Origin of the sequence: Nocardia sp. alder85J (assembly GCF_020176955.2) — a bacterium.
Taxonomy (GTDB): domain Bacteria; phylum Actinomycetota; class Actinomycetes; order Mycobacteriales; family Mycobacteriaceae; genus Nocardia.
The window spans coordinates 400517-419994 of record NZ_JAIUCZ020000007.1 but is presented as its reverse complement, the minus strand read 5'-3'; the positions used below and the strand labels follow the sequence as shown (position 1 = coordinate 419994).

Sequence of the window (19478 nt, the reverse complement as noted above, 5' to 3'; positions counted from 1 at the left end):
CGTAGGAGATTCCCGCCTCGTGCGGCGGCCGATCGCCGGACTCGCCGGTCTGCGCGCCCGCGGAGCAGACCAAACCGCCTCTGAACTCGTCGTTACGCGCTTTTGGAGAGCGCGTTAGAACGCGACGGCAAGAGCTGGGCTGGAGCCAGGAAGTCGCCGCGCACGAAATCGGCGTGCACTGGACGCATCTCAGCCAGGTGGAGCGCGGCCAGCGGAGCCCCCGGCTGGAGAATATTCTGCGGTTCGCCGCAGGATTGCGGACTACCCCCGGCGCTCTGTTGGACGGGCTGCCGGTGCCGAGCGAGTAGCGGTGCGCCCACCCCGGCGTCACCCCGGCACCCTGCGGGTTGTCTACGGTCTATGGCAACACCCGCCAAGGCGGCGGCAACTTGCGGCAATATGCCTCTCACCTGCGTCGATGCGACACCGCGTTCTGTGCTGGCGCAGGTGGGCGCGGTACGCGCCGGAGGTACTTGAAATCCGTCAAGTCTGGGTTCGAGTCCCAGCGGGGGCACGACGAAACGGCAGGTAGGGTGCGGTTCTCGCCTGTTGTCGTCGGCGGGACGATCGTCGCCGCGCGTCGTCCGCGGCGGCGGTGTTCGGTGCTGTCGTGGCGTCGGCGCCCACACCGTCCCGATCAGCGTGGCCATCCGGCGACACACCTTGCCAGGCGTGACCTGTCCGGCCCGGCCCCAGGCTATCGTTTGCCTTTCGACAGCCGTATCGGTCCGTGTCTGCTGGGTCGAGCTCATGCACCTCCGCTTCGAGAACGGGATTCGGTATGCGACGAGCGCTCCTACCCGTCGCGGCAGTGACAGCCGCGGCAAGTGTGGTCGCCGTGGGTTTGTGGGCCGGTGCCGAATCCGGCCATGCCCAGCCACTCGGCGCGGACATTTCCGCGTGGGGGATGCATCTGACCGCGGCGGTCGGCAACATCGGGGTGAATCCGCCCGGTGACCGGACACCCGGGATGATGGCCTTCTCGCATGCCGTGCAGATGTCCGGCGACTATTCGGTCGATGTGGCGGGTGACCAGATCACCTCGGGCCAGACCGTCGCGGGGTTCATCCTCGGATGCGGGGTCAACATCGTCAACGGTTTTCCCATCGGTATCCAGCCCAATGAGGGTCTGAGCCTCGGTATTTCGCCGTCGTTCACCCCGCCGAGCGGGACGACTCCGCCCAGCGCGAGCCTCGGGCCCAGCGTGGCCGGGCTGCTGGGCCTGACGGAAATCCTTGCCGCGACCCTGGCGCCCGGGCAGGTCACCGCGGCGACGACGGCGACGGTGAACCTGGACGACAAGACGCAGTTTCCGTACCACATCACGTTCAACAACGCGGCGTTGAATGTCTCCCAGTGTGTGTCATCGGTGTCGGCGGTCCCCTTCGTCACCGTCACAGTGGGTAATGCGCAGGGCACAGTGCAGACCACCGCCTACGGCGACCAGTTCGTATTCTGAGGCCCGACCGGATCGGCAGGCGTGATCCTCGGTGTACTGCTTCCCGGTGCCGATTCGGTGAGTGCCCGCTGGAGGGGCGGGCAGGTGTCGAGCACGCGAGCTGTGCCGGGCGGTGACGGCGCTGGGGATCAGGATTGCCGGGTCCGATCTCCGTGCCCGAACTGGAGGTCCCGGGTTGCCGCCCGCCAGCGATCGATCCCGGGGCGAATCGGCGATCGGCCGACCGGGTCCGTGACGCCCAGTTCCGGTTCCGGAGCCAAGCAGCGCACCACGACTTTGCCCACATGATCGTTGCGCTGCACCAGCCGGGCGGCCTCGGCGGTCTCGGCGAGGTCGTAGGTCCGATAGACGGGCGGGATCAACGTGCCCATTCGGAACAACCGCGTGCACTCGGCGAGTTCCTGGAGGTTGAATCCATGGCTGCCGATTATTCATTTCAGATTCATCCACAGATAGCGGTTGTCGTATTCGTGGCGGAATCCGGTGCTGGAACCGCAGGTGACCACCGAACCGCCGCGCCGTGCGAGGAAAACCGAGGTACCGAAGGTCTCCCGGCCGACATGATCGAACACCGCGTGCGGGTCCTCCCCCCACTCACGACGAATCGCTGTGCCGATCTGCTTGCCCACCGCCATGGACTGCTCGGCGAGACCGGTTCCGGCGTCGATCCGCAGGAGTTCCCGGTTCACCACCAGGTCGCAGCCCAACTGCCGGGCCAGATCGGCTTTCGCCTCCGAACCGACGATGCCGACCGCGACGCCGCCGCCGTTCTTGACCAGCTGTACCGCGAACGACCCCGATCCGCCGGTCGCGCCCCAGATCACGACGATGTCGCCCTGCTTGATCCGCACGCCGTGCTCACCGACCAGCATGCGATACGCGGTTCCCCCGCACAACGCGAAACAGGCGGCCTCCTCCCAGGTCAGCAGGCCCGGTTTCGGCAGGATCTGCGAGGCGCGAGCGATCGCGTAGGTGGCGAGGCCGCCGAAGTTGGTTTCATACCCCCAGGCGAGCATTCCCGCGCCGAGCATCCCGTCGCTGTGCGTCGCGGGTTCTTGGTCGTCGACATAGACCGGGCTGACCACGACGTGATCGCCCACGCACCAGCGGCGCACACCGGCGCCGACCCGGACGACGACACCGGACACATCCGATCCGATCACCTGGTGATCGCGATCGTGCCGGGCGGCGAAACCACCTTGCCGCGCGAACCGCGCGAGCATGTCGAACGTCGATACCGGCTCGAACATGGCCGACCACACGGTGTTGTAGTTGATCGAACTCGCCATCACCGCGACGACCACCTCGTCCGGCGCCAGTTCCGGCATCGGGACGTATCCGACCCGGATCGAACGGCGTACATCCTTGTCGGCGGCGCCGCGGAACATGCCCGCATCGGCCCGCCTGAGGTGCGCGGCCAGGTACTCCGCGGGGAGCGGCTGGGCGGCGATCTCGTCGACCGGCGCACCGGCGATCACCAGTTCCGCGAGGCTGTCCACTGTCACGCTCCCGACTCGCCGTCGCCCGGGGCGGCCGGAACAGCGCGCGGCTGCGCGGCGCACTCCGCCAGAAACCGGAGGATGTGCCCGAACACATCCAGCGCCGCACCACGGCCGATGAACGCGTCCAGATGCCCGTACCCGGCCACTTTCGTATAGCGGACGTCGAGCTGCGGATATCTGTCGGCGAGAACGTCGTGGCAGAGTTCGTCGGAGTCGAACCACGCCTCGTTTCGACTTCCCGACAGCAGCAGGACCGGGCAGTCTATCCGGTCGGCACATTCCAGCGCGTTCTCCGGGAGCACGCGATAGCGGTCGTCGTTGTCGTTCCAGCGCATCACGGAATGCGCGAGCTCGACCCGCCGCAGATGCGGAACCGTCCAGGTCGGGATCGGCCCGAGAAATTCGGCCAGCCGGTCGTGGGTGCGCGGATCGAGGTTCTCGTGGACGAACAGCGATCCACCCAATCCCCAGTTCGCGTGGACCATCGCGCAGGTGGGATCGGGGCACGGCGCACCCCGCGACAGCAGAGCGAACATCAGCGTGTAGCGCGACCGGAATCCGACCTTTCGAAAGTCCGTCGGAATTCGGTCGAAACATGCCCTGACGAGTTCCGCGCCGAATGCGGTGCGCACTCGCATCGACTGACTCGTCTGGTGACGCGGTCGTGCGGCGGATATCACAGCCGTGACGGCCGTGCGTACCGAGCCGACGGTGTGGGCACGACATCGATTGCCGGAGAATGCTTTCCGGATCGGATGCCGTGCCGTCATCCACCGCCCCGCCGCGGCTGACCACCCTCAGCCGGTGACGCTGAAGGTGCCGAGGTAGTCGATCGTGGCGACCCTTGTTCGCACGGCCTGAGCTCTCCCTACCCCGACCCGAATGTTGTGTGATACACATCACATGATACTCCGGATGGCAACCATTCAGCAGGCGGCGGCAGCGTTTTCGAGAATGTTGCCCGGCGCTCGGATCGGCCGGGAGAAGCCGCCGAGCACCACCACCACGAACGCGGTGATGTCGAACTGCTCGCCGAGGGTGGGCTTCCCGGCGGGCACCGATCAGGCCGGCCTCGGCCGTCACGGGTTCTCGTGCACGGTGATTGCCCGAAATCTTTCCGCGTCGCCGGAGAACACGAGGAACAGTATTCTGTTGCCGTGCCTTTCGTGGAAGGTCACGACCTCGCGGGAAGAGTTGATCATGTCGATTTCCGCGTTGTCGACGGTGAGGTCGAAGTACTGCCCGAGATCTGCGCGAGTGACCGGTGGGCCGGTGCCGACCTCTGCGATGACGATGCTGTGGCCCGATTCGACGGACTCGCGAAAACATACCGACGCGAACGGCCCGATGTCACCACTCGCCTCGAATTCGCGAAAGTATTCGTCCGCCTCGACCTCGCGCAGCGACGTGGAGAAGATGTCGGCGATCGCGTCGACCGTGAAGGGTCCGGGAGTCGTCAGCAGCCGATCGATCGTCCGGAGAATCCCGGGCACGTTGTTGTCCGGGGCCGTTCTGGTGTGACGTCGGAAAATCGCTGAGTTCGCTGATCGAGTCGTTGAGTGCGGCCACGTTGCGCCGGGCTTCGTCTCTGGAGATCTCGCCGTTCGCATATCGGTCGAATATGTCGACGTGCGCTGTCGTATTTCTGTCCAGCATGTCCAGGCTCAGATAGTGCTGATGCATGTGAGTGGGGTTCTGATAGAACGGGACGCCATCGGGATTGAGGGCGTTCAGCATCTGGGCATCCACGTGGCCCGTGGGGTCGTTGATCACATGGTTGTCGTCGACCACCTCATAGGTCGGGCCGTTGTGGATCGGTCCGTTTATCGGTGGAAGTATATCCGGGCCACCGTTCTGGATGATCTCGTGCCGAGTTTCCGCCTGACTCAATACGCCCTCTGCATCTTGGTTGCGCAGGTGATCGATCTTGGCTGCGACCCAGTTTTCCCGCACCATTCCGTCGGTCGATACCTTCGACAACACCGGGCCGTATCGCGCCTTGCCCGCGGCATCGGCGAGTTCGGCGGCAACGGTGCCCGTGTCGAAATACTCCCTGTTCGCGAACCTTCCGCTGATCTCGATCCGCTTGTGTGCGAAGTCGACGTGAGTACTCCAAGCCCGACCGTTGGAGTACCCGATCTTCCATCCGCTGCTCCGGAGGTCGTGGACGGCAGCGGATGTGGTCGGCGATTGATCGATGAGCGCGTAGACCTCTTTGTCGAGGGAACTCATCCGACGGAAGGGATCTGCCCCGTGCATCGAGCCGAGACCTGCTCGCCGCAGTTCGAATTCGATACTGCGACCGGCCTCTCTGTCCGACTCACCGATCCTGTCGACCGTATTTTTCAGGGCATTTCCGGTATCACGATTCCAATCCGATTACGGAATGGGACGCCCGCCGAATCGGGGCGGCGAGGCGGTCGGCAACATCACGGAGAACTTCGACGATTTTGTTGCTGCTCACGTCTGTCCCCTCATCAGAATTACCGCAGGCGGCACGCAGACCACATGCCGATGGTACGGCATACTGCGACGGCACAACGGTTTTGCCGGTTCCGCTATGGCGGCCCGCTCGGTAACGATCGGCCGAAAACGACGGCATTGTCACCCGCGGTGTGGATGTCACGGCGATTACTCGGTGAACGTGTGACGTCCATCCCGTCGAGGAGCCGATACCACCGACTGCGAGCCCGCCGCCACCTGCGGCCGGATAGGTAGTCTGGCGTGCGGGTTCGCTGCTGTCGGCGCGGACCATCAGTACTCACGCCGTAGCCGGATAGGAAGCCCTATGCATCGTCACCGTCTCGCCGCCGTCGCCGGCCTCGTCAGCGTCGTCCTGCTCGCCGGTTCCGCCGCCACCGCCTCGGCGCGGCAGATCGGCGCGTTCGACGTGGGCGGCGCCATCGAGACCGAATACGACGCGGCCGGTGGATTCGATCTGCTGGGCAATCCCACCGGGCCGGACAGCCTGGGCGCCAACGGCGGTCACTACCAGGTGTTCGATCACGGGTCGATCTACTGGCACCCGGACACCGGTGCGCACGAGATCGGCGGGCTGATCCGGGATCGGTGGGGTGCGCTGGGCTGGGAGAAGGGGGTGCTGGGGTATCCGACCACGCGGGAATCCGATGCCACCGGCGGCAGGTTCAACAGTTTCCAGGGCGGGTCGATCTACTGGTCGCAGGACACCGGGGCGCACGAGATCGCCGGGGCCATCTATGTGAAGTGGGCGGCGCACGATTACGAGCGCGGGGATCTGGGCTTCCCGACCAGCGACGAGTTCGCCACCAAGGGCGGCGGGCGGGCCAACCTGTTCTCCGGCGGCGCGATCTACTGGACCCAGGCCACCACCGCGCACATCCTGACCAACGGGCCGATCCTGGACCAGTGGACCGTCGCCGGCAGCGATGCCGGCCGCTACGGATTCCCGACCAGCGACGAATACGACGTGCCGGGCGGGAAGGCGCAGAACTTCCAGCACGGCACCATCACCGTGCGGAGCTGATCGGTCAGACGCTCGCGAGGGCGGGCGCGGGTTTGCGGGCGCTGGTGGTGGCCAGATAGAGCACCACCAGCAGCACGCTCAGCCACACGTAGGTGTTGCCGATCACGTGCTGCCACGGGGTCCACGACAGTTCGCGATTGTCCTCGCCCGGTTGCCAGTTCTGCGGGCCGATCACGAACACCACGGCGGTGGCCAGCAGGATCGCGTACCAGGCGGCGGCCTGCCGCAGCGGCGCCCGGCTCGCGGCGCCCACCCCGGCCAGCAGGCCGGGGGCGATCCACACCCAGTGGTGCGACCAGGAGATCGGCGAGGCCAGCAGCGTGAACACCGCGTTGAAGGCCAGCACCAGCGGCGGATTGTCGGCGGCCCGGCGCATCGCGGGGACCACCAGCGCCAGCAGCGTCAGGCTCAGCAGCAGCCACAGCGCCGTGAATTCCGGCTTGGGCACCTGCAACCGCGACAACACACCCTGGATGGACTGGTTGGTGCGGAAGGCCGAACCGCTGAGGCCGGACACGTTGCCCATGCCGCCGAACCAGTACCGGGTCGACTCGCGCGGCAGCACCGCGAAGGCCAGCGCGGTGGCGATCGCGCCGGTGATCGCGGCCGTTGCCGCCGCCCGATAATCGCGGCGCACCAGGAAATACAGCACGAACGCGGCCGGGGTCAGCTTGATCGCGGCGGCCAGGCCGACCAGCACGCCACGCGGCCACTTCGAGCGCGCGGGCGGCCCGTCCTCGCCGACGCTGCGCCCGGACAGGCAGTCGATCGCGACCAGCACCATGAGCAGCAGGTTCACCTGCCCGAAGTCCAGCGTGGAATGGATCGGCTCCAGCAGCAGGGCCAGCGGCAGCGCGCACGCGGTGACCCAGAGGGCCAGTTCGACGCTGCCGGACCAGATCCGGCGCGCGGCCAGGTACAGCGTCACCGCCAGCGCCAGCACGGTCACCACGAAGAAGGCGGTGGCCGCGGCATGCCAGGGCAGCATCGCGAACGGGCTCAGCGCCAGCGCGGCGAACGGGGGATAGATGAACGGCAGGCTGACGCCCATCGTCGTCTTCGGCAGGCTGCCGTACATATCGGCGCCGTGCCACATCGCCTGCACGCCGAGCCGGTAGACCTGCAGGTCGATGTACTCGCGCTTGATCGGCGTCAACGGCCCGCTGGGGTGCAGCAGCCACCAGACGCAGACCGCGACCAGTAACGCCGGCAGCGCCCACACAATCCGCGCGAAGCGGCGGGTCGCGGCCGTCGGTCGACTGGAGGTAGTGACGCTAACCATCCAGGAGGAGATTACCGGCAGCGGCATTCGGACAACCGGACGGGTTGGCACCGGGCCCCGCCGGGTGGACCGTGACCCGGGAGCCAATAGCATGACAGCCGCTATGACGATGACCCGCGGCGAGCGCTCGGCCGCCGAAGCGCCCCTCACCCTGACCACCCGGCCGCCCCGCAGCCTGTCCTTCGGCGATCAGACCGCCTTCTGGGCCAATCTCGGGGTCACCCTGATCGGTTTCACCGGGGCGCTCTACGTCCTGCACCCGACCGGCCATCCGCAACTGCCACTGCTCGGCGCACTGCTGGCGACCGTGGTCGGCACGGTGATCGGCGCGGCCATGGTGGCCGCGGCCGGTGCGGTCGGCGAACGGACCGGCGCCCCCGCGATGGCGAACTTCCGCGGACTGTTCGGCACCCGGCTGTCGTATCTGCCGACCGTGGCCAACATCGTGCAGTGCGTCGGCTGGGGTGTGTACGAACTGACGGTGATCGCCGGCGGCGTGCAGGCGCTGACCCATCATCGGCTCCCGCACGCGGCGGTGATCGTCGCGGCCGGGACGCTGTGCACGGTGATGGCGATCTGGCCGCTGCGGATGCTGCGCATCCTGCGCAAGTACGTCACCGTCGCGGTGGCCGTGGCGATGCTGTATTTCACGGTGCAACTGCTGCACCGGCCGCTGCCCGCGGTACCGGACACCTCGTGGAGCGGTTTCTTCCCCGGCGTGGACACCGCGCTGGCGGTGGCGGTCTCGTTCGTCCCGCTGGCCGCCGACTACACCCGGCACGCCCGTTCCGCCGCGGCCGCCTCGGGGGCCACCCTGCTCGGCTTCTCGATCGCGCAGAGCTGGTGCTATCTGCTCGGCATCATCGCGCTGATCCAGGTGGGCGGCGACGGTGACCGGATCTTCGACACCTTCCTCGGCGTCGGCGCCGGCTGGTTGTTCTTCGCGGTGCTGGTACTGCGTGAATCGGATCAGTCGTTCGCCAACGTGTACTCCACGGCGATGTCGATCCAGAATCTGCTGCCGCGGGTGGATCGCCGGCTGCTGGCCGCCGGGGTGGGTGTGCTGGCGACGGTGCTCGCGCTGGGGGTGCACGATTTCACCGGATTCGCCAACTTCCTGCTGCTGATCGGCTCGGTGTTCGTACCGCTGGCCGCGGTGCTGGTGGTGGACTTCTTCCTGGGCCGCGGCCGTGGCGGCCCCGGCGGGCACGGCTGGGATCTGTCCGAGCGCGCCCCGGCGCGTCCGCTGATGTTGCTGCCGTGGCTGCTCGGATTCGTGGTCTACCAGCTCTGCAATCCCGGTTCGGTGGACGGCTGGGCGCGCTGGTGGGGGCGGGCGCAGGATGCCCTCGGGGTGCATCCGGGCTGGTGGTCGTCGGCGTCGCTGCTGTCGTTCCTGACCGCGGCCCTGTTCACCTGGGTCATCGTGCTGTTCGAACGGCGTCGTCCGCATGATCCGCCCGTGGCCGGGGTATGACCGAACCGCGATCCGCGGCGGCCCCGCATGCGGTGTGACGGCTGCTAGATTCGCCTGACAGCGGGTTCGAGACGCGGTGCTTTCCGTCTACGGAGGAGGCCGAATGACCGATCCGGGGTCAGGGAACGCGCGGCGGCGCGGGATCTTCCGCGTCAAATCCGTCGAGCAGTCGATCCGGGACACCGACGACCCGGACGCGAAACTCCGCCGGGAGCTGTCCGCCTGGGATCTGACGATCTTCGGCGTCGCGGTGGTGGTCGGCGCGGGCATCTTCACCCTCACCGCGCGCACCGCCGGGACGGTGGCCGGGCCGTCGGTGTCGCTGGCCTTCGTGCTGGCCGCGGTCGCCTGTGCGCTCAGTGCGCTGTGCTACGCCGAATTCGCCTCGACCCTGCCGGTGGCGGGCAGCGCCTACACCTTCTCGTACGCCACCTTCGGTGAGATCGTGGCCTGGATCATCGGCTGGGATCTGCTGCTCGAATTCGCGCTGGGTACCTCGGTGGTCGCGAAGGGCTGGTCGCAGTACCTGGGCGAGGTGATGGGAACCCGTAGTCCCCTCGTGCATCTGGGGCCGGTGTCCTTCGACTGGGGAGCGGTGCTGCTGGTCGTGGTGCTGGGGGTGCTGCTGGCGCTGGGCACCAAACTGTCGTCGCGGGTGTCTGCGGTGGCGGTGGCGATCAAGCTGGCGATCATCGCCATGGTGGTGATCGTGGGGCTGCGGTACTTCTCGGGCTCGAATCTGTCGCCCTACATCCCGCCCTCGCAGCCGGGCGACCACGGCGGCGGACTGCGGCAGTCGCTGTTCTCGTGGCTGACCGGCGCGGGCAACAGCACTTTCGGCTGGTACGGGCTGCTGGCCGCGGCGAGCATGGTGTTCTTCGCGTTCATCGGCTTCGACGTGGTCGCCACCACCGCGGAGGAGACCCGCGACCCGCAGCGCGACGTGCCGCGCGGCATCCTCGGCTCGCTGGCCATCGTGACCGTCCTGTATGTCGCGGTGTCGCTGGTGCTGACCGGCATGGTCCCCTACACCGAACTGTCCGGCGAGGACGCCACCCTCGCCACCGCGTTCGCCCGGCACGGGGCCGACTGGGCGAAGAACGTCATCTCCGTCGGCGCGCTGGCCGGGCTGACGACGGTGGTGATGGTGCTGTTCCTGGGCCAGACCCGGGTGATGTTCGCGATGGCCCGCGACGGTCTGATCCCGCGCCGGCTGGCCCATACCGGCCCGCGCGGCACGCCGGTGCGGATCACCGCGATCGTCGGTGTGGTGTGCGCGGTGCTGGCCGGATTCGTCGATTTCGGCACCCTGGCGGAGATGGTGAACATCGGCACGTTGTTCGCCTTCATGCTGGTGTCGCTCGGGGTGGTGGTGCTGCGGCGCACCCGGCCCGATCTGCCGCGCGGATTCCGGGTGCCCTGGGTGCCGCTGATCCCGATCCTCGCGGTGCTGGCCTGCCTGTGGCTGATGCTGAACCTGTCGATCGAGACCTGGTTGCGGTTCGTGATCTGGATGGCGGTGGGCCTGGTGGCGTATTTCGGCTACGGCCTGCGGCATTCGCAGCTGGGCGCGCGGGAGCTCAGGACGGCGCGTCCGTCGCACCGGTGACGATGTGCTCCTGCGGACCGGTGACGATGTGCTCCTGCGGACCGGTGACGATGCGTTCCTGCGGGGTGGTCTCGGCGGCCGCATGCGCGGCGCGGGCCAGTGCGCGGGCACGATCGAGCTGGGTCAGCACGGATTCCCACGCGGGATGGCCGACGGCCCCGGAGCCCTGCGCCAGATCGCGCTGGATGCGCAGCAGAGCGCGGGTGGCCTCGGCGGTGTGGGCCGCGGCGGCCAGCGGCGGTGCCTGCGCGGCCTCGGAATGCAACTCGGCGATCCGGTCGGTGAGCCAGTAGGCCTCGAAATGCGCTTGGTCGTAGAGATCTTCGTCACGCATCGCGATGGTGCTGGGGGTGGCGGCGCGGGCGCGGTGCTCGAAACTGGCCAGGTCCGGCGCGGCCGTCAGGGTGCGCCGCAGATCCGCGCCGATCAGCCGGTAGAGCAGGCCCGCCAGCATGGCATGCTGCACGCCCGCGCTGTCGGCGCCGGAGGTCTCTCGCTCCGACACCTGGTGTGCGACATCGTCGACCTCGGCGCGCAGGACCGCCAGCGCTGCCCTCAACTGCCCGATAGTGGCCATCGGTCCGCAAGGCTACCTCGTGGCAAACGAATTCGGTCAGGATCGGGCCGGGAAATTCGATGGTGTGTCGCCGGTCGGCAGCCGGTCGCCGCGGGGTGCGGGCAGATGTTCGAAGGCGTAGTACAGCGAGAGCAGGCCGAACAGGATCAGCGCCGACAGCGGTTCCCACAGCGCCAGCGCGGTGCCGGCGAGATATCCGACGGCGCCTACGCTGAATCGAATGTTGGCTTTGCGCAACTCTTCCCGGCCGAGCCGGGTGTCGAGAACGCCCGGCCGCAGCACCGCGTACCACCAGACCAGGCTGAATCCGGCGGCCATCGCGATCATCACCAGGCTGTAGACGAAGGTGACCGTGGCGGTGTCGCCGCCGCGCAGTTCGTGCGCGAGTTGGCGGCCGAGCAAATCGGTGGGGAACGGCACCGCGACGATCACCAGGAGCAACAGCAGATTCGCCAGCTGCAACCCCCGGTCCACCCGGACCACGTGCCGGAACATGGCGTGGTGGTTCATCCACATGATGCCGATGTTCAGGAAACTCACCACGTAGGCCAGATACGACGGCCACATGTGGGTCAGGCCCTCGCGTAGATCTCCGTCGGGCGCATGCAGATTCAGCACGAGCAGCGTGATGGCGACGGCGAATACGCCGTCGCTGAACGCCTCGGTGCGGCTACGGTCCATGCGTCGAGTGTGGGCAATGTGCTCGCGTTCGGCCAGCCCGGTAGCGGCTGGGAAGCCGAACGGCCCCGAGGCTCATATTCTTGCGGCATGAGTCCACAGTCCGACGAGCCGCCGGGCCCGCTACCGCGCGGCCGCCATCGGCTCAGCCGGGACGAGGTCCGGTCCTCGCAACATCACCGGTTGTGCACCGCGGCGCTGGTCGCCGTGGGCGAGCTCGGCTATGCCGCCACCACCGTGGCCGACATCGTCAGCCGCGCCCAGGTGGCCCGCCGCACCTTCTATGCGCTGTTCAGCGGCAAGGACGAATGTTTCGCCGCGGCATACGATTTCGGTGTGGAGACCGGGTTGCGAGCGCTGCGGGAGGTGGTCGCGGCCGCGGGCGAGATGAGTTTCGCGGAGCGGGTGCAACTGGCCTTCGACGTCTACCTGACCACGCTGGCCGCGGAACCGGCCGCCGCCCGTGCGCTGTATGTGGAAACTCTGGTGGCCGGTGGCCCGCTGGTTGCGCACCGGGCCCGGGTGCACCGTCTGTTCGCCGAGTTCATGCTGGACATCGCCCGGTGCGGGGTGGACGGCGGCGATCTGCTGTCCACACCCGATCCGCAGCTGATCGACATGCTGCTCGGCGGAATCGACGATCGCATCCGGGCCTGCCTGCACGAGCGGGGAGCCGAACATCTGCCCGACCTCAGCGCGCTGTTCACCCGGACCGCGCTGGCGCTCTGCGATCGCGCGCACGACCGGGTGATCACCCGCCCCGGCGAGCGCGCGGCCGTCGCGGACCCTCAGGCCCCCGGTAAGCCGCCGGAACGCAGTGCGGGCGATCCCGAGCGGTCGCGGTAGGTGCGGGCGATCAGGGCCGCGCGCAGGTACCAGAGGCCGGTGTCACGGCTGGGGTCCAGCCCGGTCAGCTCGTTGATGCGCTTGAGCCGGTAGTCGACGGTGTTGGCGTGCACGTGCAATTGCCGCGCGGTGCGCTGCCGGGACAGCCCGTTGTCGAGATGGCAGCGCAGTGTGTCCATCAGATCCGGATAGTCGTCGAGTGGGTCCAGCAGCGTGCCGAGCCGGTCCAGGCCGGGTCCCGGGCGGGTCACCTGGTACTCCAGGACCAGGTCCGCGAGCCGGTAGATCCCGGGCGGGCGGCCCAGCCGCAGTACCGTGTCGAGCAGTTCGTGCGCCTGATCGGCCGCCTCCGGAATCCGTTCGGCGGCAGCGGGTATCACGGTGGCGGTGACGGAAACCCCGGCGGCGTGCGAGAGCCGCGCGATCAGCGGGTCGAGTTCGCCCGGGGCCGACTCGAGGTCGTCGGTCGTGCCGCCGGACTCGCGCGGGATCAGCACGGTGCCGCCGTCGACCGACAGCAGCGACAGTGCCCGGCCCCCGCAACGCTCGGCCAGTTCCGACTGCAACCGCCGAAGTTTGCGCCGGGCAACGACTTTGGCGTCGACCCGGGGATGCGATTCGTCGCGGTGCGCCGGAATGCTCATGGCCACCACGAGATACGACGCAGCGATCTCGATACCGGCCACCCGGGCCATGGTCGAGGTGGGGTGACCGGCCAGCAGCGCCGACACCAGGGTGTGCACGGCGGTGTGGTGCTCGGCCGCGGCGGCCTGATGTTCGCGGACGTAGGCGACCGCGACAGCGGGGGTGATGGTGTCGATGATGCGCAGCATCAGCCGGGCGGTGTCGGAGGGCCGCTCGCGCGGATCCGTCTGTGCCAGTAGCAGATCGAAGGCCAGGGTGAAGCCCTCGTGCACGGCGTGGTGCACCGTGTCGATCGGGATGCCCTCGCGCGCCCATTCCGCGGCGGCGCGTTGCAGCCGCTCCACCTTGCCGTCGGGTTCGCCGCCGGACATCATGTCGACGGTGATCTCCAGGCAGATCCGGGTGACCGCGGTGATGTCACCGTGTGTCGCATCGCCGGGAAGGGTGGCGCACGGCGCCAGGTGGGTGGCGAAGTGGCCGACAAGTTGCCGCGACAGAGCGTGAATATCGTGGCGTGTGCGTCCGGTCATGCAGGGCCCCGCGATCACTGCTTCTAGGAACTCTGGCGTTCCTATTGATACGAAACTGTAGCTTCCATGTGGGTGCGAAAGCAATAGTTGGTCCTGAATGTGACAGTCGCGCTCAATTTTACGTGCCAACCGGTCGGATCAGGCTGGGGCTCACAGTGGTTGCGGTGCGGTCGCGAGACGTTCGTCGAACTGCTCACGGGCGGTGTGGATCTCGTCCAGGTGCAGTAGCGACCAGGTACCCAACGCATGGGTGAGCTTGCCCAGATCGGCGCCGAGTTCGGTCAGGGTGTACTCCACCCGCGGCGGCACCGTGGGATACACCGCCCGGCGGACCAGGCCGTCGCGCTCCAGGGTGCGCAGGGTCTGGGTGAGCATCTTCTGGGTGATGCCGTCCAGCCGCCGGCGCAACTCGTTGAACCGCACCGGGCCGGCCTCGGCCCGCAGCGTGCCCAGCACCAGCAGCACCCACTTGTCGGCCAGCACGGCCAGGATGTCGCGGGCCGGGCAGCGGCGCAGGTAGGCGCCGACCAGATCGGCGGAATCGGCCCAGCTGTCCAGGGCGTCACGGTCGGGGGCGGGATCGGTGTCCGGCAAGTGGGTGGTTTCCATCGGGTACCTCGGTATGGAATTAGTGCCTTCTTTCCAAGAGATACCACAGCTCCCAGAATCGGTGTCATGCGAGCAATCACACAGAACACCGTGGGCGGACCGGATGTGCTGGAGACCGCCGACCTGCCGATACCGGTCCCGGCGCCCGGTGAGGTGCTGATCCGGATCGCCGCGACCGCGGTGAATCCGGCCGACTGGAAGCTGCGCTCGGGCGCGGTCACCCGGCTGGGACCGCCGCCGTTCACCCTCGGCCTCGACGTGTCCGGCACCGTCGTGGACACCGGTGCGGACGTCACCGGATTCGCCGTCGGCGACGAGGTCTTCGCGCTGGTGCTCAGCCGCCGCGGCGGCTATGCCGAATACGTGACCGCCCCCGTCGCGGCGGTGGCCGCCAAGCCCGCCGCCCTCGACCACGTCCGGGCCGCGGCGCTGCCCACCGCCGGGCTCACCGCCTGGCAGGCGGTGGCGGATCTGCGTGCGGGACAACGTGTTCTGATCCACGCCGCAGCCGGTGGGGTCGGCCATCTGGCGGTGCAGTTCGCGAAGCTGCGCGGCGCGTACGTGATCGGCACCGCGCGGGCCGCCAATCACGAATTCCTCCGGGAACTCGGCGCCGACGAGGTGATCGACTACAGCGCGGTCGATTTCACCGAGGTGGTCCGGGACGTGGATGTGGTGCTGGACCTGATCGGCGGGGACTACGCCGCGCGGTCGCTGCGGGTGCTGCGCGCCGACGGCCGGTACGTCGACGCGCAGGGCGAGGACACCGACGGCGACCCGCGCTACCACCGGCTGTACGTGTCACCCTCGGGCACGGACCTGGCCGAGATCGGCGCGCTGGCCGCCGCGGGCCGAGTGCAGGTCCGGGTCGAGCGGGTGATGTCACTGGCCGAGGTCGCGCTCGCACACGAACTCAGCGAATCCGGCCGGGTCCGCGGCAAGATCGTGCTGACCCCCTGGACCGATTGAGCCTCAACGGTATTCGGCCAGCCGCGGCCGCACACCCAGGAACACCAGCACCGCGATCAACGCCAGCGCGCTGTAGGGCAGCAGCCGGTTCCAGCCCGACAGGGTGTCGATGCCGTCGGTGACGGCGGCGTCGAAGGCCCGCTGGTTGATCGCGACGACCTTGTTCAGACTGTCGTCGTAGAAGGCGAAGTCGCCGTCGGACTGGCCCGGATCGGCGCTGGTGTCGAACGAGATCGCGGTGCCGAGATCCTCGGCGGCCAGGGCGCGCATCGACCGATCGTCGCGCTGATAGGCCTGGAAGGCGAGCAGCATGGCGTCCACCGCGTTCCGTTCCCCCGGGAAGGTGATGTTGCCCAGTTCGTCGGCGAAGAATCCGGTGAACCGGACGTCGGAGTTGTTGCGGCGGTAGGCCGTCAGCGCGGCGCGCAGCGCGTCGTCGTAGTCGAACACCGATTTCACGTGCACGTTCAGCAGCCATTGCGACTGGTCCAGGAAGCCCTGTTCGTAGGTCGCGGCCCGCTGCGGGTCCAGCAGCCAGCGGCTCTCGTCGGCATTGGAGTCGTAGCCGTAGGCCCGGGCCCGTTGCAGGGTCAGTAGCGATTCGAAGGCGTCCTGTTTCGCCACCTTCAGTTGATGGGCGGCGTCGGCGCCGGCGATCAGGCTGCCGCCCACCAGCGCCGCGGCCACCGCCGTCGCGGCCAGCAGCGCGGGATTGAGCCGGCGGCGCATGGTCACCCGCAGCAGCACCTGCAACGCGATCAGGGCGCCCAGCAGCACCGCGCCGAGCAGCATCAGCTGGACCCGGGCGTCGGTGGTGTCGCGGCGGGTGGCGGTGTACGCGCTGTCCAGCGCGGTCTTGTTGTCGTTGGCCAGCCGCTGGGTGTCCAGCTGCATCCGCGCCATCAGATCCGTGGCCTGCCGTTGCAGGACGAGGATCCGGCCCGACGGCCGGCCCGCCGGATTCTGCTCGGTGTCGTTGAGCAGCATGATCTGCGCGGCCAGCGCCTCGTACTGGCCCAGCTGGTCGAGCAGGCCGTGGGAGACTTCGGAGCCGGTCGCCGAGATCGCCTGCCGCAGATCGCCGTCGGCCTGGCTGCGGCGCTGCTCGTAGGTCCTGCGCGTATCGGCGACCGCGGCCCGGTTCGCGCCGCCGGCCAGCAACAGATCGGCCAGTTGCGCGTCCATGTCGGCGAAGGCCACCGAAAGATCCTCCGTCGCCGCCACATTCGGGGCGGTGTGGTGGCCGAGCAGATCGATGCTGGCCCGGATTCCGGTGGCGTCCACCGCCTCCACCACGGCGGTGGCGAGCGCCGCCAGCACCACGAGCGCGGCCAGCAGCCGGATCCAGGCCGGGCGGTCCGAGCGCTGCGGCACCCGCGCCCACGCGGCGTCGGCCAGCGTTCGCACCGTGACCGGGCGAGTTGCCTCGGCAGTCACCATGATTCCCCTCCGAGAGACTCGAGTTCGGCCCGCCGAGTGGCCGGCCGATCAGTGCGCGGCCCGCTCACACCCAGCTGAGCGGGCGAACGGCGTTGGCGCGGTTGATCATGTCGCGGCGGGACAGTGGATCCGGCGCCAGCCGGGCCAGATCCCGGTAGCGCTGTTCCAGCGCCGCCCGCAGCGCGCGGTCGTCCAGCGCGCAGCCGAGCACCCGGCCCCCGGCCGCCGCGCCGCGCCGGACCAGCCGATGGGCCGCGTCCAGCACCTCGATGCCGAAGTGCGCCTTGCGTTCCGGATCGAGGTCGAGTCCGATCAGCAACTCGCCCGCGGCGACCAGATACCCCTCGGATGCCTCTCGCACCCGGACGCGCACCGCTGCCAGCCGCGCCGCCAGATACTGGCTGGAGCTCTCCGGCACCGACTCCGCCGCCGCGATGGCGCCGTCGAAGTCGTTGCGGGCCAGCAGGGTCCGGGCCAGGCCGAAGGCGGCACCCGGATAACCGTGGTCGGTGCGCCACACCGGCTCGTAGAGCGCGGCCGCCGCGGCCGGATCGCCGTCGCATTCGGCCGCGGCCGCCAGCGCCAGCTTCGCCGCGGCCTCGCCGGGCAGCAGATCGTAGAGGGTGTCGAAAACCTCGCGGGCCGTGCCGATCTCGCCGGCGGTCAGGGCGGCCAGGCCGCGATACCAGCCGATCCGCCAGTCGGCGCTCTCGTGCTCCTCCAGCTCGTCGAGCCCGGTGGCCGCGGCCCGCGCATCACCGACGGCGATGCGGGCCCGGGCCAGCGCCAGCCCCACCTCGTAGGACGGGATCGGCGGCGCCTCCAGCAGGGCGACCAGCCGACGCGGATCGCCGCCGCCGACACTGGACAGCCAGCGCGCGGCCGGATCGGCCGGGTCGACCAGCGGTATCGGCAGCGCGTGCGCCACCGCGACCGGGGCCGGCGGCGCCGGCCAGTCCGCCGAGTCCGCGCCGAACACTCCGCGCTCGGGCCCGAACAGCGTCGACAGCGCCGGATGTGGTTCGCCCGCTTCGGCCGCCACCACCTCCCGCAGCACGCCGGTGAGCTGTTCGGCCATCTCCGCCGCGGTGCCGAACCGGTCGGCGGGATCGGCCGCGGTGGCCCGGCGCAGCAATCGATCCAGCGACGGATAGCGTTGCAGCACCGGCACATCCGCGGTCGGCGGCAGGTCGTGCCGGTAGCCGTTGCGGTAGTCGAAATTGAAGGTCAGCACCGCCAGCGTCCGGCCGACGGTGTAGAGGTCGGATTCGACCGACGCGCCCTCGGACTCCAGTTCGGGGGCACAGTAACCGTCGGTCTTGAAACCGACGCTGTCGAGATCCTCCCGGTGCCGCACCGCGCCCAGATCGATCAGCTTGAGCTGTTCCTCGGACTGGATCACGTTGTCCGGCTTGAAATCACAGTAGAGCAGATCCCGTGAGTGCAGATAGCCCAGCGCGGGCAGGATCTCCAGCACGTAGGCCAGGCCCTGGGCCGGCGGCAGCGGTTGCAGCGGGCCCTCGGCGCTGCGCCGCGAGCGCAGTTCCTTCAGCGAGGCGCCGCCGACGTACTCCATCACGATGTACCCGACCGGTTCCCGGGTGCGCGGGTCGGGATGCTGGACGAAGTTGTAGATCTTGACGATGTTGGGATGTTCGACACCGGCCAGGAACTGCCGCTCGGCGGCCGCGGCGGTCATCGCGTCGGCGTCGCCGGAGTCGAGCAGGCCCTTGAGCACTACCCAGCGGTCGCTGACGTTGCGGTCGCGGGCGAGGTAGATCCAGCCCAGACCGCCGTGGGCCAGGCAGCCCAGCACCTCGTACTGACCGGCGACCAGCTCACCCGGGCCGAGTTTCGGGGTGAAGGAGAATCCGGTGCCGCAGTGCGGGCAGAAGCCCTCCGCCCGGCCGGGCCTGCCGTCGTGGGCGCGGCCGACGGACTTGCCGCAACTGCTGCAATACCGATCCCGTTCGGGCACCTGCGGGTCGGTCATGATCGCCGTCGCCGGGTCCCGGTAGGGCACCGGGGCGATGGTGACCAGTCCGGCGCCGAGCCGGCCGCGATCGGACCGTCCGCTGCGCGAGGGCCGGGACCGGCTGGAACCCCGCCGCCCCCGGCTGGTTCCGGTGCCGCCGGTGCGGTTGCTCGACACCGAGCCCGCCACCGTCTGCGACAGCGCGGAGGAGCCCGCGGCGCGGGACGACGAGGTCCCCGCGGCGCGGGACGACGATACGGACGCGGCCGGCACCGAACTCGCCGCGGGGGCCGGAGCCAGCCCGCAGACCGTGCAGTAACCGTCCTCGACGATGCCGGGGCAGCCCGGCTGCTCACACCTTGTCATTCCCTGTCT

Annotated in this window: 20 protein-coding genes; 7 read left to right on the top strand and 13 right to left on the bottom strand. The window is 68.8% G+C overall.

The genetic code is table 11. The features are described from left to right. Positions 1-8 precede the first annotated feature (8 nt). Positions 9-308: a helix-turn-helix transcriptional regulator gene (locus LBW94_RS27740; RefSeq protein ID WP_323137951.1), complete on the top strand. Its 300-nt coding sequence runs from the start codon at positions 9-11 to the stop codon at positions 306-308. A 473-nt stretch (positions 309-781) separates the two neighbouring features. Next, complete coding sequence (locus tag LBW94_RS27735) at positions 782-1459, top strand: MspA family porin (protein WP_225055059.1); 678 nt, start codon at positions 782-784, stop codon at positions 1457-1459. Positions 1460-1587: 128 nt separating this feature from the next. Here LBW94_RS27735 and LBW94_RS27730 read toward each other — a convergent pair whose 3' ends face one another. The 6 genes from LBW94_RS27730 to LBW94_RS27705 all read right to left on the bottom strand — a co-directional run bounded on the left by LBW94_RS27730 (position 1588) and on the right by LBW94_RS27705 (position 5193). Then, positions 1588-1887, bottom strand: coding sequence for a zinc-binding dehydrogenase (locus LBW94_RS27730; RefSeq protein WP_225055126.1), 300 nt, complete (start codon positions 1885-1887; stop codon positions 1588-1590). 3 nt (positions 1888-1890) lie between these two features. Beyond that, positions 1891-2964, bottom strand: coding sequence for a crotonyl-CoA carboxylase/reductase (gene ccrA / locus LBW94_RS27725; RefSeq protein WP_225055057.1), 1074 nt, complete (start codon positions 2962-2964; stop codon positions 1891-1893). Further along, on the bottom strand, positions 2961-3599 hold the full coding sequence (locus tag LBW94_RS27720; RefSeq protein WP_225055055.1) for a hypothetical protein: 639 nt from the start codon (positions 3597-3599) through the stop codon (positions 2961-2963). The genes ccrA and LBW94_RS27720 overlap by 4 nt, the downstream gene beginning before the upstream one ends. Positions 3600-3887: 288 nt before the next feature. After that, the gene (locus LBW94_RS27715; protein WP_255633748.1) at positions 3888-4019 is read right to left on the bottom strand and encodes a hypothetical protein; all 132 of its coding nucleotides are present in this window, start codon (positions 4017-4019) and stop codon (positions 3888-3890) included. A gap of 21 nt (positions 4020-4040) precedes the next feature. Continuing rightward, positions 4041-4163, bottom strand: a complete 123-nt coding sequence (locus LBW94_RS27710; RefSeq protein ID WP_255633747.1) for a hypothetical protein — start codon at positions 4161-4163, stop codon at positions 4041-4043. 148 nt (positions 4164-4311) lie between these two features. Continuing rightward, complete coding sequence (locus tag LBW94_RS27705) at positions 4312-5193, bottom strand: hypothetical protein (protein WP_225055053.1); 882 nt, start codon at positions 5191-5193, stop codon at positions 4312-4314. 556 nt (positions 5194-5749) lie between these two features. Between LBW94_RS27705 and LBW94_RS27700 the strand changes: the two genes are divergently transcribed. Continuing rightward, positions 5750-6466 (top strand): LGFP repeat-containing protein, encoded by a 717-nt coding sequence (locus LBW94_RS27700; RefSeq protein ID WP_225055051.1) that lies wholly within the window; start codon positions 5750-5752, stop codon positions 6464-6466. 4 nt (positions 6467-6470) lie between these two features. Here the strand turns inward: LBW94_RS27700 and LBW94_RS27695 are convergent, their stop codons facing one another. Then, positions 6471-7748 (bottom strand): glycosyltransferase 87 family protein, encoded by a 1278-nt coding sequence (locus tag LBW94_RS27695; protein WP_225055049.1) that lies wholly within the window; start codon positions 7746-7748, stop codon positions 6471-6473. 103 nt (positions 7749-7851) lie between these two features. Here LBW94_RS27695 and LBW94_RS27690 point away from each other — a divergent pair, with 103 nt between their 5' ends. Both LBW94_RS27690 and LBW94_RS27685 read left to right on the top strand, forming a co-directional pair. Continuing rightward, on the top strand, positions 7852-9225 hold the full coding sequence (locus LBW94_RS27690; protein WP_266272246.1) for a purine-cytosine permease family protein: 1374 nt from the start codon (positions 7852-7854) through the stop codon (positions 9223-9225). A gap of 103 nt (positions 9226-9328) precedes the next feature. Continuing rightward, positions 9329-10834, top strand: a complete 1506-nt coding sequence (locus LBW94_RS27685) for an amino acid permease (protein WP_225055046.1) — start codon at positions 9329-9331, stop codon at positions 10832-10834. On the opposite strand, the gene LBW94_RS27680 is transcribed toward LBW94_RS27685, so the two are convergent. After that, the gene (locus LBW94_RS27680) at positions 10806-11411 is read right to left on the bottom strand and encodes a hypothetical protein (protein ID WP_225055045.1); all 606 of its coding nucleotides are present in this window, start codon (positions 11409-11411) and stop codon (positions 10806-10808) included. The two genes, LBW94_RS27685 and LBW94_RS27680, sit on opposite strands and share 29 nt — an antisense overlap. 36 nt (positions 11412-11447) lie before the next feature. Further along, entirely contained in the window at positions 11448-12092 is a 645-nt protein-coding gene (locus tag LBW94_RS27675; RefSeq protein WP_225055043.1) for a TMEM175 family protein, read from the bottom strand. An 87-nt stretch (positions 12093-12179) separates the two neighbouring features. Here LBW94_RS27675 and LBW94_RS27670 point away from each other — a divergent pair, with 87 nt between their 5' ends. Next, complete coding sequence (locus tag LBW94_RS27670) at positions 12180-12935, top strand: TetR/AcrR family transcriptional regulator (protein WP_225055042.1); 756 nt, start codon at positions 12180-12182, stop codon at positions 12933-12935. Here the strand turns inward: LBW94_RS27670 and LBW94_RS27665 are convergent. Next, the gene (locus LBW94_RS27665) at positions 12878-14110 is read right to left on the bottom strand and encodes a PucR family transcriptional regulator (protein ID WP_225055040.1); all 1233 of its coding nucleotides are present in this window, start codon (positions 14108-14110) and stop codon (positions 12878-12880) included. The genes LBW94_RS27670 and LBW94_RS27665 overlap by 58 nt on opposite strands. A gap of 150 nt (positions 14111-14260) precedes the next feature. Next, complete coding sequence (locus LBW94_RS27660; RefSeq protein ID WP_225055038.1) at positions 14261-14719, bottom strand: winged helix-turn-helix transcriptional regulator; 459 nt, start codon at positions 14717-14719, stop codon at positions 14261-14263. A 66-nt stretch (positions 14720-14785) separates the two neighbouring features. Between LBW94_RS27660 and LBW94_RS27655 the strand changes: the two genes are divergently transcribed. Next, positions 14786-15688 carry an NADP-dependent oxidoreductase gene (locus LBW94_RS27655; protein WP_225055036.1) on the top strand — a complete coding sequence of 301 codons (903 nt, stop codon included), beginning with the start codon at positions 14786-14788 and terminating at the stop codon, positions 15686-15688. Positions 15689-15691: 3 nt separating this feature from the next. Here LBW94_RS27655 and LBW94_RS27650 read toward each other — a convergent pair whose 3' ends face one another. Next, entirely contained in the window at positions 15692-17128 is a 1437-nt protein-coding gene (locus LBW94_RS27650; RefSeq protein ID WP_225055034.1) for a hypothetical protein, read from the bottom strand. 64 nt (positions 17129-17192) lie between these two features. After that, positions 17193-19469: a serine/threonine-protein kinase gene (locus LBW94_RS27645; RefSeq protein ID WP_225055032.1), complete on the bottom strand. Its 2277-nt coding sequence runs from the start codon at positions 19467-19469 to the stop codon at positions 17193-17195. Positions 19470-19478 lie beyond the last annotated feature (9 nt).

Coding starts and splice junctions, on each gene's coding strand:
- LBW94_RS27735 (WP_225055059.1), top strand. CDS start 782: ATGCGACGAGCGCTCCTACCCGTCGCGGCAGTGACAGCCGCGGCAAGT.
- LBW94_RS27720 (WP_225055055.1), bottom strand. CDS start 3,599: ATGCGAGTGCGCACCGCATTCGGCGCGGAACTCGTCAGGGCATGTTTC.
- LBW94_RS27710 (WP_255633747.1), bottom strand. CDS start 4,163: ATGATCAACTCTTCCCGCGAGGTCGTGACCTTCCACGAAAGGCACGGC.
- LBW94_RS27705 (WP_225055053.1), bottom strand. CDS start 5,193: ATGAGTTCCCTCGACAAAGAGGTCTACGCGCTCATCGATCAATCGCCG.
- LBW94_RS27700 (WP_225055051.1), top strand. CDS start 5,750: ATGCATCGTCACCGTCTCGCCGCCGTCGCCGGCCTCGTCAGCGTCGTC.
- LBW94_RS27695 (WP_225055049.1), bottom strand. CDS start 7,748: ATGGTTAGCGTCACTACCTCCAGTCGACCGACGGCCGCGACCCGCCGC.
- LBW94_RS27690 (WP_266272246.1), top strand. CDS start 7,852: ATGACGATGACCCGCGGCGAGCGCTCGGCCGCCGAAGCGCCCCTCACC.
- LBW94_RS27685 (WP_225055046.1), top strand. CDS start 9,329: ATGACCGATCCGGGGTCAGGGAACGCGCGGCGGCGCGGGATCTTCCGC.
- LBW94_RS27680 (WP_225055045.1), bottom strand. CDS start 11,411: ATGGCCACTATCGGGCAGTTGAGGGCAGCGCTGGCGGTCCTGCGCGCC.
- LBW94_RS27675 (WP_225055043.1), bottom strand. CDS start 12,092: ATGGACCGTAGCCGCACCGAGGCGTTCAGCGACGGCGTATTCGCCGTC.
- LBW94_RS27670 (WP_225055042.1), top strand. CDS start 12,180: ATGAGTCCACAGTCCGACGAGCCGCCGGGCCCGCTACCGCGCGGCCGC.
- LBW94_RS27665 (WP_225055040.1), bottom strand. CDS start 14,110: ATGACCGGACGCACACGCCACGATATTCACGCTCTGTCGCGGCAACTT.
- LBW94_RS27660 (WP_225055038.1), bottom strand. CDS start 14,719: ATGGAAACCACCCACTTGCCGGACACCGATCCCGCCCCCGACCGTGAC.
- LBW94_RS27655 (WP_225055036.1), top strand. CDS start 14,786: ATGCGAGCAATCACACAGAACACCGTGGGCGGACCGGATGTGCTGGAG.
- LBW94_RS27650 (WP_225055034.1), bottom strand. CDS start 17,128: ATGGTGACTGCCGAGGCAACTCGCCCGGTCACGGTGCGAACGCTGGCC.
- LBW94_RS27645 (WP_225055032.1), bottom strand. CDS start 19,469: ATGACAAGGTGTGAGCAGCCGGGCTGCCCCGGCATCGTCGAGGACGGT.